The 13,499-nt window shown below is 72.5% G+C and carries 5 protein-coding genes; all 5 read left to right on the forward strand.

The features are described 5' to 3' along the window. The first annotated feature begins 224 nt into the window (after positions 1-224). The 5 genes from OHS70_RS08430 to OHS70_RS08450 all read left to right on the forward strand — a co-directional run bounded on the left by OHS70_RS08430 (position 225) and on the right by OHS70_RS08450 (position 13,351). Entirely contained in the window at positions 225-3,476 is a 3,252-nt protein-coding gene (locus tag OHS70_RS08430; protein ID WP_328395280.1) for an amino acid adenylation domain-containing protein, read from the forward strand. Then, complete coding sequence (locus OHS70_RS08435; RefSeq protein ID WP_328395282.1) at positions 3,473-10,000, forward strand: non-ribosomal peptide synthetase; 6,528 nt, start codon at positions 3,473-3,475, stop codon at positions 9,998-10,000. Before OHS70_RS08430 ends, OHS70_RS08435 begins: the two co-directional genes overlap by 4 nt. Before the next feature lie 185 nt (positions 10,001-10,185). Then, on the forward strand, positions 10,186-11,265 hold the full coding sequence (gene gntD, locus OHS70_RS08440) for a guanitoxin biosynthesis L-enduracididine beta-hydroxylase GntD (RefSeq protein ID WP_328395284.1): 1,080 nt from the start codon (positions 10,186-10,188) through the stop codon (positions 11,263-11,265). A gap of 39 nt (positions 11,266-11,304) precedes the next feature. After that, the gene (locus OHS70_RS08445; RefSeq protein ID WP_328395286.1) at positions 11,305-12,075 is read left to right on the forward strand and encodes an SDR family NAD(P)-dependent oxidoreductase; all 771 of its coding nucleotides are present in this window, start codon (positions 11,305-11,307) and stop codon (positions 12,073-12,075) included. A gap of 43 nt (positions 12,076-12,118) precedes the next feature. Further along, positions 12,119-13,351 (forward strand): cytochrome P450, encoded by a 1,233-nt coding sequence (locus OHS70_RS08450; protein ID WP_328395288.1) that lies wholly within the window; start codon positions 12,119-12,121, stop codon positions 13,349-13,351. Positions 13,352-13,499 lie beyond the last annotated feature (148 nt).

The raw sequence follows: 13,499 nt of genomic DNA on the forward strand, positions 1-13,499 counted from the left end.
GCCGGTGCGCGCACGGGCGGCCGGAGTGCCCGGCCCGGTGCCAGCCTCTGGGCGGCATGTGCCCGGCGCCAGGCAGCTCGCCGGTAACTCGGGCCTGTCAGGCGGCATTTCGACCAGCAACACCGATTGCCGGTCGGTTGCCTGGTCACCTGTCGCGCGGGCGTTGCAGCATCGACCGGGTTCCAGCTCCCGATCCGTCGTAGTGCACGAGAGCGGTTACGAACTTGACGACATCACGCTACGCCGAGAACGGCCTGCTTCCGCTGACGGCCGCACAGCGGGGGGTCTTCCACGCCCAGCGGCTCGCTCCCGACAACCCGGCCTACAACACCGTGGCCGTCATGGAGATCCGGGGTCCGGTGGACGGGGAGCTGTTGCAGCGCGCGATCCGCCGGGCCGAGGGGGAGAGCGGAAGCTTCGACGTCGAGCTGGTGGAGCTGCCGGACGGCGTCTTCCAGCGCCCGGTCGCCCCGGGCTGCTCGACCTGGCGGGAGATCGACCTCAGCGGCGAGCCGGATCCCTTCGCCGCGGCCTGGGCGCTCGTGGACCAGGACCGCGCCACCCCGCTCGACCTGCTGAAGGACGAACTGTCCGCGCATGTGCTGATGCGCGTGGGTGCCGGCCACTGGCTCTGGTACCAGCGCAGCCACCACATCCTCTCCGACGGCTTCGGCTCGGTGCTGCACTCCCGCAGGATCGCCACGGTCTACGAGGCCCTGGCCGCGGGGACGGAGCCGGGGGGCGAGCCGCTGGGCCCCCTCCAGGGTCTCCAGGCGGACGAGGCGGACTACCGCGCGTCGCAGGACTACACCGCGGACCAGGCGTACTGGACCCGGACCTTCGCGGACCGGCCCGACGCCGCCAGCCTGGCTCCGGGGGTGCCGACGAGCTCCACGGGCCCGGCGCTCCGCGCCACAACGACGCTGTCACGGAGCGAACTTCAGGCACTGCACACCGCGGGACGGGACGCCCGCGTCCCGTGGACGGTGGCGATGCTGGCGGCGGTCGCCGCATATCTGCACGGGATGACCGGGGCCGAGGACCTGACCATCGGCGTCCCGGTCACCGCACGCCTCGGCGCACGGTCCCGGAACGTGCCCGGCATGCTGTCCAACACGCTCCCGCTACGGCTGACCGTCACCGCGGCGGCGGGCCGCACGGAGCTGGTCCGGCAGGTGGCGCGCCGGCTCGGCGAACTCCTCACGCACCAGCGCTACCCGTACGACGAGCTCCGGCGGGACCTGCGGCTCCTCGGTACGGACGAGCAGATGTTCGGCGTGCTCGTGAACATCATGCCGACGGGCTCCGAGACCGCGTTCACCGGACGCCAGGCGGTGCTGACCACCCTGTCCGGCGGACCGGTGACCGATCTCAACATCACCTGCCACCCCGGCCCGGACGGCCGGGACGCGCGCGTCGACTTCGAAGCCAATCCCGACCGCTACAGCGCCGAGGAACTGGCCACGCACCAGCGCAGGTTCACCGACTTCCTCACCCGCTTCCTCGCCGCCCCGCCGGAGCTCCCGCTCGCCCGCGTGGATGTGGTGACGCAGGCCGAACGTGCGCAGGTGCTCGCCGCCGGCCGGATGCCGGAGCCGGGGCAGCCTCTTGCCGCGCGGACCTTCCCCGACCTGTTCGAGGAGCAGGTCCGGCGGACGCCGCACGCCTGCGCGGTGCTCTCCCCCGCCGGGCGCCTCGACTACGCCGAGCTCAACGCCCGGGCCAACCGCCTGGCCAGGGTGCTGGTCGAACGGGGCGCAGCGCCCGAACGGCTGGTGGCCGTCGCCCTGCCCCGAGGCATCGCCGCGCTGACGGCCGTGATCGCGGTGATGAAGTCGGGCGCGGCCTACCTGCCGGTCGATCTCGACTACCCACGGGCCCGGGTCACCGGCATGCTCGACGACACCCGCCCCCTGCTCCTGCTCACGACCCGCGGGGCCGACGACCCGGCGTCCGCACCGGACGTCCCGCGGCTGTACCTGGACGACGCGGACAGCCACACCGCCTCTCCCCTGCCGGGGCTGCCCGGCACCGACCTCGACGACAGCGATCGCCTCGCCCCACTGCGGCACGGACATCCGGCGTACGTCATCTACACCTCCGGTTCGACCGGCCGCCCCAAGGGGGTCGTCGTCACGCACACCGGCCTTGCCGCGCTGCTGCGGCATCAGACGGACCTGCTCCGCCTGACGCCGGACACCCGCGTGCTGCAGTTCGCGTCACCGAGCTTCGACGCATCGGTGTGGGAGCTGTGCACGGCGCTGCTCACCGGCGCCGCCGCGGTCGTCGCCCCGGCCGAACGGCTCATGCCCGGACCGCCGCTCGCGGAGTTGGTGTCCGAACTCGGCGTCAGCTGCCTGCTGCTGGCGCCCTCGGCGCTGGCGGCCATGCCGCCGGACGGCCTGCCGGAGGGCATCAATCTGGTCGTCGGTGCCGAGGCCTGCTCGCCGGAGCTGGTCGCGCGCTGGTCCCCGGGGCGGCACATGGTCAACGCCTACGGTCCCACCGAGGCGACGGTCGTCGCCACGCAGACCGGACCGCTGTCCGGCCGGACCGTACCGCCCATGGGGTACGCGGTCCCCGGCAGCCGGCTCCGGCTGCTCGACACGGCACTGCGGCCCGTGGCGCCCGGGGTGGCGGGCGAGGTGTACCTGAGCGGCGACGGGCTCGCCCGCGGCTACCTCGGCCGCCCCGGGGTCACCGCCGAGCGGTTCGTCGCCGACCCCTTCGGCGCGCCCGGTGCGCGGATGTACCGGACGGGTGACGTGGCCCGGTGGACGGCGGGCGGTGAGCTGGTCTACCTGGGGCGTGCCGACGGCCAGGTCAAGGTGCGGGGCTTCCGGATCGAGCTGGGCGAGGTCGAGGACGTCCTCGCGCAGGCTCCCGGCGTCGGCGCGGGCGTCGTGACGGTCCGTGAGGACCGGCCGGGGAACAGGCAGTTGGCCGGGTACGTCGTCCCCGTCCCTGCGCACACCGGCGAGGCACCGGCCCACCGGCCCGACGCGGCCGCGCTGCGCGAGTTCGTGGCACGGCGTCTGCCCGCGTACATGGTCCCTGCCGTCGTCACCGTGATCGACGCCTTCCCCCTCACCCCCAACGGCAAGATCGACCGACGCGCCCTGCCCGCCCCCCAGTTCCACACCACCACCCGGTACCGCGCCCCCGCAACCGAACGCGAACGAACCCTGCACGAGGTGTTCACCGACGTACTCGGCCACCCACGCATCGGCACCGACGACAGCTTCTTCGACCTCGGCGGCGACTCCATCATCGCCATGCAACTCGCAGCCCGCGCCCACCGCGCCGGACTCGCCATCACCGCCAAAGACATCTTCGTCCACAAGACCATCGCCGAACTCGCCCCCGTCGCCGAAGACATCGACCCGGAAGCCGGAACGCCCCGCGCTGAGGACCTGGTGCGGATCGACGCCGACGAACTCGACGAGCTGGAAGCCCAGTGGGAGACATCACTGTGAGACAGACATCCCTGGAAGCGGTTCTGCCGCTCTCGCCGTTGCAGCAGGGCATCCTCTTCCACGCCCTCTTCGACGAGGGAGATGTCGATGGCGAGCATGTCGACTTCTACACCGTGCAGACGCCCCTGGAGCTTGTGGGGGCGCTCGACACCGATCTGCTGCGCCGCTCGTGCGTCGCGCTGCCCGCCCGGCATGCGAGCCTGCGAGCCGGGTTCCTGCGGCGCCGTTCCGGTGAGGCCGTCCAGGCCGTCGCCCGGGCGGTCGAGCCGCGGTGGGAGGAGATCGACCTCTCCGGCTTCGGCGCCGACGAACGCCGGGTGCGACTCGCCCGGCTGCTGGCCGAGGACCGCTCCCGGCGCTTCGACATGGCCAGGCCGCCGCTGCTGAGGTTCATGCTGGTGCGGCTCGCACCCGACCGGCACGTGCTCGTGCTCACCAACCACCACATCCTCCTGGACGGCTGGTCGCTGCCCCTGGTCCTCGCCGACCTGTTCCGTATCTACCGGGACGGCGGCACGGCGGATCAGCTGGAACCGGCCGCGTCGTTCCAGGAATACCTCGGCTGGCTCTCGGCCCAGGACCGCGGCGAGGCCGAGCGGGCCTGGCGGGCCGCACTGTCCGGTGTCGACGGCGCGACACTGGTGGCGGACGCGGCGGGCACCGGCTCGTCCGACCGCGGCCAGCAGCGGGTCGTCGCGGAACTGTCCGAGACCGACACGGCACAGCTGACCGCCGCGGCCCGCTCACGCGAACTCACCACCAACACCATGGTCCAGGGCGCGTGGGCGCTGCTGCTGACGGTGCTGACCGGACGGCAGGACGTCGTCTACGGCAACACCGTCGCGGGACGCCCGCCGGAGCTCCCTGAGAGCGACCGCATGGTGGGCCTGATGATGAACACGGTGCCCGCCCGGGTCCGGGTCGACCCTGCCGAGCCGGTGGCCGAGCTGCTGGCACGCATCCAGCACGAGCAGTCGGCTCTGACCCGGCACGACTATCTCGGTCTCGCCGACATCCATCGCGCCGTCGGTGTCAGCGAACTCTTCGACACCACCGTCGCCTTCGAGAACGTCCCCGTCGAGCAGGCCGTCCGGGGCTCGGCGGTCCCCGGCCTCACCGTCGGCATCCTGCGGGACGCCGTCGAGGAGGCGTTCGAAGGCACCCACTATCCGCTGAGCCTGGCCGTCCACCCCGGCGACCGGCTCCGCTTCGAACTCAACTACCGCGAGGACGTCTGCACCGCCGAGGCGGCGGCCGACGTGCTGGACCACCTGTGCGGCCTGCTCCGGGACATCGCCGGCCGGCCCGAACTGCCTGCGGGGCAGCTGCCGCTGTGCTCACAGGAGGAACGCGTGGAGATCCTGCGGGCGTCGAGCGGCAAGGCGGTGCGGCACACCGCCCAGGCCCTGCCCAAGGTGTTCGAGGCGCAGGTCCGCGCGACACCCGACGCGATCGCCGTCACCGACGGCACGACCCGTCTGACCTTCGAGCAGCTGAACGCCCGCGCCAACCGGCTCGCCCGGCTGCTCGTCGCCGACGGGGCGGGCCCGGGCCGTCTCGTCGGCGTCGCCCTGCCCCGTACCACCGACGCCGTGGTGGCGATCCTGGCGGTCCTCAAGTCGGGTGCCGGGTACCTTCCGATCGACACCGACCACCCTGTGGAGCGGATCGCGGCGGTCTGCGCGGAGGCTCGGCCGGCCGTCGTCCTGACCGCCGGCGCGACCGCGCACGCCGTACCCGGGTCCGTGCGGACGCTGCTGGTCGACGACGCCGCAGAGCCCGGGACCTCACTTCCCAAGGACATGACGGACCTCGACGACGACGACCGCACCGGCCCGCTGCTCCCCTCCCATCTGGCCTATGTGATCTACACCTCCGGCTCCACCGGCCGCCCCAAGGGGGTCGCCGTCGAGCACCGGAACCTGGTCAACATGTTCCACAGCCACCGGGCGAACTTCTTCGAACCGGAGCGGGCGAGGGCGGGCGGCCGGCCGCTGCGTGCGGCGCTGACCAACTCGCTCGGCTTCGACGCCTCCTGGAGCCAGCTGCTGTGGATGGTGGCAGGGCACGAACTGCACATCGTCGACGACACCGTCCGCAAGGACTCCCTGGCACTCGTCGAGCACGCGGTGGGCGCGGCGATCGACGTCATCGACACCACGCCGTCCGTCGCACGCCAGATGCTGCTGGCAGGCATGTTCGAGGCGTCGGGGCAGCGGCACCGGGTGACGGTTCTCGCACTCGGCGGCGAGGAGGTCGCAGAGGACCTGTGGAGCGAACTGCACGCCGTGCCGGGCCTGTCGGTGTACAACCTGTACGGCCCGGCCGAGTGCACGGTGGACGCGATGCTCTGGCACGGCGACGGCTCCACCCGGCCCGCCATCGGCGTCCCCGCCGACAACTCCCGGGTGTATGTGCTCGACGGGTTCCTGCGGCCCGTGCCGGCCGGGACGGTCGGCGAGCTGTACATCGCCGGTGACGGCGTCGCCCGCGGCTATCTGGATCGCCCTGGCCTGACGGCGGAGCGGTTCGTGGCCGACGTGTTCGGCCCCGCGGGCGCCCGCATGTACCGCACGGGCGACCTGGGGCGCCGCCGGCCGGACGGTGTCGTGGAGTACTGCGGACGATCGGACTTCCAGGTCAAGATACGGGGCCACCGCATCGAACTCGGCGAGATCGAAGCGGCCCTTGCGGCGGATCCCTCGGTGGGCCAGGCGGTGGCGGCGGTGTCCGCCGACAGCGCGGGTGTGCAGCGGATCGCCGGATACGTCCTTCCCGCACCCGGCGCCCAGGTGCAGCCCGGCGCGCTGCGCGAGTTCGTGGCACGGCGTCTGCCCGCGTACATGGTCCCTGCCGTCGTCACCGTGATCGACGCCTTCCCCCTCACCCCCAACGGCAAGATCGACCGACGCGCCCTGCCCGCCCCCCAGTTCCACACCACCACCCGGTACCGCGCCCCCGCAACCGAACGCGAACGAACCCTGCACGAGGTGTTCACCGACGTACTCGGCCACCCACGCATCGGCACCGACGACAGCTTCTTCGACCTCGGCGGCGACTCCATCATCGCCATGCAACTCGCAGCCCGCGCCCACCGCGCCGGACTCGCCATCACCGCCAAAGACATCTTCGTCCACAAGACCATCGCCGAACTCGCCCCCGTCGCCAAGGACAGGACAGCGCAGGGCGACACGCAGGGTCCGGACGGTACGGCCGTGATCGCGGGGCCGCTGATCACCCTCAGCGACGCCGAGCAGGCGGAACTCGCCGCGCTCGGGCACCGGATCGCCGATGTGCTGCCACTGACGCCACTGCAGCAGGGCATGCACTTCCACGCGATGCTGGCCGCCGACGGCGTCGACGTCTACACGGCCCAGGCGCCGCTGCGGCTCGAGGGCGCGCTCTCACCTGCCGTGCTGCGCAAGGCCGTCGACGGTGCCGTGGCCCGTCATGCCGCGCTGCGTGTCTCCTTCACGCTCCTGGGCTCGGGCCGTCCGATCCAGGTGGTGCACGAGGAAGTGAGGGTGCCGTGGCGGGAGGTCGACCTCTCGGAACTGGGCGATGAGGACCGCCGGCTGCGGCTCGCGGAACTGACGGGCGACGAGCGCCTGCGGCGCTTCGACCTCGAGAAGCCGCCGCTGCTGCGGGTCACTCTGGTCCGGCTCGCGGACGACGACCACCTGCTGCTCGTGTCGCACCATCATGGGCTGCTGGACGGCTGGTCGCTGCCGCTGTTCTTCCGTGACGTGTTCGCCCTCTACGCCCGCGGCGGCAGCGACGGGGGCCCTGAACCGGCGCAGTTCGCCGACTTCCTGCGCTGGCTCGGCAGCCAGGACGACGAGCGCGCGGCGCAGGTCTGGCGCGAGGCGCTGGCCGGATTCGACGAGCCGACCCTCGTCGCTCCGGATGCCGAGGCCGCCACGGCGACCGTGCCCCATCTGGTGACCGCGGTCCTCGGCGCCGAGGAGACCACCGCGCTGACCGCCGCGGCACGCCGCGCGGGCCTGACGCTCAACACCCTGCTGCAGGGTGCCTGGGCGGTGGCGCTGGGCCAGTTGCTGGGCCGCGACGACATCGTGTTCGGCGCGACCACCGCCGGGCGTCCGCCGGAGCTGGCGGGCTCCGAGGAGATCGTCGGCCTGCTCATGAACACCGTGCCGGTGCGGGTGCGGCTCGACCCGGCGCGGCCGCTGGACCGTGTTCTGGCCGGCCTCCAGGTCCAGCAGGCCGAGCTGGTCCCGTCCCAGCATCTGGGTCTCACCGAGGTGCAGCGGGTCCTGGGACTGGGCGAACTGTTCGACACCGTCATCGGGTTCGAGAACACGCCGGTCGACGGGGAGGCGATTCAGGAGCAGGTCCCGGGCCTGCGGATCTCCGTCGACGACGAGCCCGTGCCCGGTGCCTCCCACTATCCGCTCAGCCTGGTCGTGGCGCCGGGCGAGCGGCTGAGTCTGGAACTCAGCTACCGCGGCGACCTCTTCACCGCCGAGGCCTGTGCGGCCCTGCTCACCCGGGTGCGCAAGGTGCTCGACGGCTTCGTGGCGGACCCGGCCGTGCCGCTGGGCCGGATCGACCTGCTGACGGCCGAGGAGCGCGGGCAGCTGCTCGACGCCGCCGGCGGCCTGTCGCCCGCCGTTGCACCCACCACCTTCCCCGCGCTCTTCGAGGAGCAGGTACGGGCTCGGCCCGATGCCGTCGCGGTGTACGACGGCACGCTGGCCCTGACCTACGGCGACCTCAACACCCAGGCCAACAAGCTGGCCCGGGCATTGGCGGCGCAAGGCGTCGGCGCCGAGGACATCGTCGCGGTCGCGCTCCCCAGGTCGGCCCGGTCCGTCCTCGCGGTCCTGGCCGTCCTCAAGTCCGGTGCCGCCTATCTGCCGCTGGACCTCGGGTATCCGCCGGAACGGCTCCGTCATGTCATGGACGATGCGAAGCCCGCCCTCGTCCTCACGACCCGCGAGGCGGCGAAGCCGATGGCCGAGGCAGGCGCCGGGCGGACCCTGTGCCTGGACGGCCCCGGCCCGGCCGGCGCCGGTCCATCACATCTGCTGCGCGAGGCAGCCGAGTTGACCGCCTCCCTGTCCGGCGAGGATCTGACCGACGCCGACCGGGTGGCGCCGCTCAGGCCCGGGAACACCGCGTACGTGATCTACACGTCCGGATCGACCGGCCGTCCCAAGGGCGTACTGGTGCCGCACCTCGGCATCGCGGCCCTGATCGCCCAGCAGCGGGCCGGGCTCGCCCTGCGCACGGACGAGCGGGTGCTGCTGTTCGCCTCGCCGAGCTTCGACGCCTCGGTGTGGGAGCTGGCGACCGCTCTGCTGACCGGGGCGAGCGCGGTCACCGCTGCCGCCGACCAGCTGCTGCCGGGGCCGGCCCTGGCAGCCACTGTGGCACGGCACGGCGTGACCACCCTGTTGCTCCCGCCGTCCTCGCTCGCCGTGATGCCCGAGGACGGACTGCCCGCCGGCGTCACCCTCGTCGTGGGCGGCGAGGCCTGCCCGCCCGACCTGGTCGAACGCTGGTCGGCGGGACGCCGCATGGTCAACGCCTACGGTCCGACCGAGGCGACCGTCATGGCGACGATGAGCCGCCCGCTGTCGGGCCGGACCGTGCCTGAGCTCGGTGACCCGGTCGTGGGGGCCCGTGTGTACCTGCTGGACGGCGCCCTGCAGCCGGTACCGGCAGGAGCGTCCGGCGAGCTGTACCTGGCGGGGGACGGCCTCGCGCGCGGCTATCTGCACCGGGCGGGACTCACCGCGGAGCGCTTCGTGGCGGACCCGTTCGGTCCGGCCGGAGCGCGCATGTACCGCACCGGCGACGTCGCGCGGCGCACACCGCAGGGCACCCTGGAGTACCTGGGCCGCGCGGACGAGCAGGTCAAGGTGCGCGGCTTCCGGATCGAGCCGGGCGAGATCGAGGCGGTGCTGGCCGACGACCCCTCGGTCGCCCAGGCGGTCGTGGTCGTCCGCGAGGGCCGGCCGGGCGTGCGGCAGCTGGTGGCGTACGCAGCGGTGGCCGCCGGCCCCCGGCCCGAGCCGGAGATCCTGCGCCGGCGGGTCGCCGACGCCCTGCCGGAGTACATGGTGCCCGCGGCCGTGGTCGTCCTCGACCGGCTGCCGGTCACGCCGAGCGGCAAGCTCGACCGAGGTGCCCTGCCCGCACCGGACTTCTCCGGCACCCACGACAGCCGGGCACCGCGCACCCCGCGCGAGGAGCGGCTGTGCGCGCTGTTCGCGAAGGCCCTCGGCGCGGAGCGGGTCGGTATCGACGACAGCTTCTTCGACCTCGGCGGCGACTCGATCGGCTCGATCAAGCTCGTCACGCTCGCCCATGCGGAGGGCCTGGACATGGCCCCGCGTGACGTGTTCACCCACAAGACCGTCGCGGCGCTCGCCGCCGCGGTGAAGGACCTTGCCCCGGGGCCGGACGCCGATGCGGCCGGACCGGAGGAGCCGCTGATCACCCTGTCTCAGCACGAACTCGACGAGTTCGCCGAGGACTGGCAGGAGCGGGACTGAGCGCCCGGCTTCCGCCGGCAGGTGCCCCCTGGCACCGAACGCACGACCGCTGGACCAGTACGGCCGGGACCCTGCTCGGCCGGTCCGGTGAGGCACCGCCACGCGGCCCGGCAGCAGTGCGCGGGCCGCACAGGACCGAACGACGGACGACCCGAGCGGTCACGACCTGGTGAGGACGACCCGACATGACAAGCACCTACCCCGCTGTTGACGCCGCCCGCCCGGGCGCGGCCGACCGGGGGCCCGACAGCCGCGAGACCCCCTTCGAGTACCACCTCGACGCCGATGAGGTCGCCGGGCTGCGGGCCGCCGCGTCGAAGCTCGCCGACACCCACGGGGCGCCCGGCCTGCCGGAGTTCTACGACCGGGACCACGCGGCCGACGAACTGCTGCCCGCGGGCCTGCGCGGCTTCCTCCTCTCCTACCGCAGGACCGAGGGCCGAGCCGCCTGCCTGGTGCACGGCTTCCCGGTGGACGACGAGCGGCTCGGTCCCACGCCGGAGCACTGGCGCGATGCCATCGGCAGCACGGCGGCCACGGAGCAGGAGCTGTGGCTTGCGATGTGCGGGACGGTGCTGGGCGACCCGTTCGGCTGGGCGACCCTCCAGGAGGGCCGCATCATCCAGAACGTCCTGCCGATCCCCGGCGACGAGACACGCCAGAGCGGCTACGGCAGCACGAGTCTGCTGGAGTTCCACACCGAGGACGGCTTCCACCCCAACCGCTGCGACTATCTGCTGCTGTTCGGCCTGCGCAACCCCGACCGGGTGCCGACCATCGTCGCCTCCGTACGCGATGTGCGCCTCAGCGACCAGGACCGTGCGGTGCTCGCCGAGGACCGGTTCCACATCCTGCCGGACACCGAGCACATCCGGCAGCTGGAGGCGCACGCCCCCGGCCATCCCGCGCTGGCGAAGCTGTACGGCATGGTGGACCGGCCCGTGCCGACCGCCGTCCTGTTCGGCGACCGGTTCAACCCGTATCTGCGCATCGACCGTCCCTTCATGCATGTGCGCCCCGGTGACACCGAGGCCGAGACGGCGCTCGACCGGCTCATGGACGAGCTGCAGCGCGTGCAGCGGGACATCGCGGTGGGCCCCGGCTCGATGCTGGTCGTGGACAACTACCGCGCCGTGCACGGCCGCCGTCCCTTCGTCCCGCGGTACGACGGGACCGACCGCTGGCTCAAGAAGCTCACCGTCAGCCGCAACCTGCGGCGCAACATCAGCGGCTACGCCCTCGGCCACCACCGCGTCATCGTCTGAACCGTCCGCGGCATCCCGGCAGAAAGGCAGCACCACCCCATGCGCACAGTCATCGTGTCCGGCGCGTCCAGCGGTATCGGCCACGCCACCGCCGAACGGTTCGCCCGCTGCGGCGACCATGTGGTCAACCTCGACATCCAGCCGCCGGCGCCGGGCACGGTGGACGGCCCGCGCGACGGCGGGGGTGAGGTCCGGTGGATCGGGCTGGACGTCGCCGACTGGTCCGGTGTCCGCGACGCGGTCGACCGGGTGCACGCCGAGCGCGGCCGTATCGACGTCGTCATCGCGAACGCCGGCATCAGCGTCCGGCACGGCATCCTCGACCTCACCGAGGCCGATGCGCGGCGCACCCTGGACGTCAACCTGATGGGCGTTCTTGCCCTGTGGCGCCACGCCACGCCGCACATGCTGCGCCAGGGCGAGGGCGTCCTGCTGGCGACGGCGTCCGTCAACGGCTCGCGCGGTTACCCGCTCTACGCGGACTACAACGCCAGCAAGGCGGGCGTGGCCTCGCTCTGCCAGACCTTCGCCGTCGAGCTGAGCCCGCTGATCAGGACCGCCTGCGTCGCGCCCGGCGCCGTCCTGACACCCATGCAGCGCGCGGAGTACACCGACGCGATGCTCGACGAGGTCAACGAGCGCATCCCGGCCCGCCGGCACGCCCTTCCCGAGGAGATCGCGGACGTCTTCCACTTCCTGGCGTCCCCGCAGGCATCGTTCGTCTCGGGCCAGCAGTTCGTGGTGGACGGGGCCGAGACCGCAGGGGCCACCACCGCGTTCTTCCCCGGCCCCGTCGAACCGCTGAGCTGAGCGCGCCGGCCCCGTATCCCGTCACCGAGCTCGAGGAACGACCATGGAGACCCGCCCACCTCTCGCCCCGGGCCCGCTCGACACCCTGGATCTCGCCGATCCGCTGTTGCACGCCCGCCACGACCTGGGGCCGCTGTGGCACCGGCTGCGCGCCCAGGCACCGGTGCACTGGCAGCCCGGGACCGGGCGCGGCCCCGGGTTCTGGGTGGTGAGCGGCCATGCCGACATCGTCTCGGTGCTGGGCGACGGCGAGACCTTCACCTCGGAGCGCGGCAATGTGCTCGACACCCTGCTGACGGGTGGCGACTCGGCGGCTGGGCAGATGCTGGCCGTCACGGACGGCCGACCGCACAAGGCGCTGCGCAGCGCCCTGCTGAAGCCGTTCTCGCCGCGCTCCCTCGACGTCGTGGTCGAGAGCGTGCGGCGCGGCACCCGCCGGCTGGTCGAGGAGGCGGTGGAGCGGGGAGAGGTGGATTTCGCCGCCGACGTGGCCGCGCACATCCCGCTCGCCGCGATCTGCGACCTGCTCGGCGTACCGGCCTCGGACCGGAAGCACATCATCGACCTCACCTCGTCGGCGCTGGGCTCGGTGGACGGCGTCCCCGACGAGGAGGCGACCTGGTCGTCACGGAACGGCCTGCTGCTCTACTTCTCGGAACTGGCCGAGCAACGGCGCGCCAAGCCGTACGACGACGTGGTCAGCCTCCTGGTGACCAAGGAGATCGACGGCCGGCCGCTGACCCACGAGGAGATCGTCTTCAACTGCTACAGCATCATCATGGGCGGTCATGAGACGACCCGCTTCGCCATGGTCGGCGGTCTGCACGCGCTGATGCGGCACGAGGACCAGTGGCAGGCGCTCAAGTCGGGCCGGGTGAGCACGGCTTCGGCGGTCGAGGAGGTTCTGCGCTGGACCACCCCGGCCCTGCACAGCGGCAGGACCGCGACCGAGGACGTGTTCTTCGGTGACCAGTTCATCGAGGCCGGCGACATCGTCGTCACCTGGCTGGCGTCCGGCAACCGCGACGAGCGGGTCTTCGACCGGCCGGACGACTTCGACCTGTCCCGCACGCCCAACCGGCACCTGTCGTTCGCGCACGGCCCGCACTTCTGCCTCGGCGCGTTCCTGGCGCGGGCCGAGCTGTCGGCCTTGCTGGAGAGCCTGCGGGACCTGGTCGCCGTGGCCGGGCGCGCGGGCCCACCGCAGTACGTGTACTCGAACTTCCTGAGCGGCATGTCGGCTCTGCCGGTCACCCTCACCCCGGAACGGGCCTAGTACCGCACAGCGTTGGTTCCCCGGACCACGTACACGATCTGCTGGCACCGGATGCGGCGCGAACGCGGGGGACCAGGACGCTCAACACCGTTCGGAGCGTCCGGCTGAGCCTGTGCAACTCATGCTCAGTCTTTAGGAACGGTTGAGG

The organism is Streptomyces sp. NBC_00390 (assembly GCF_036057275.1).
Lineage (GTDB): Bacteria > Actinomycetota > Actinomycetes > Streptomycetales > Streptomycetaceae > Streptomyces.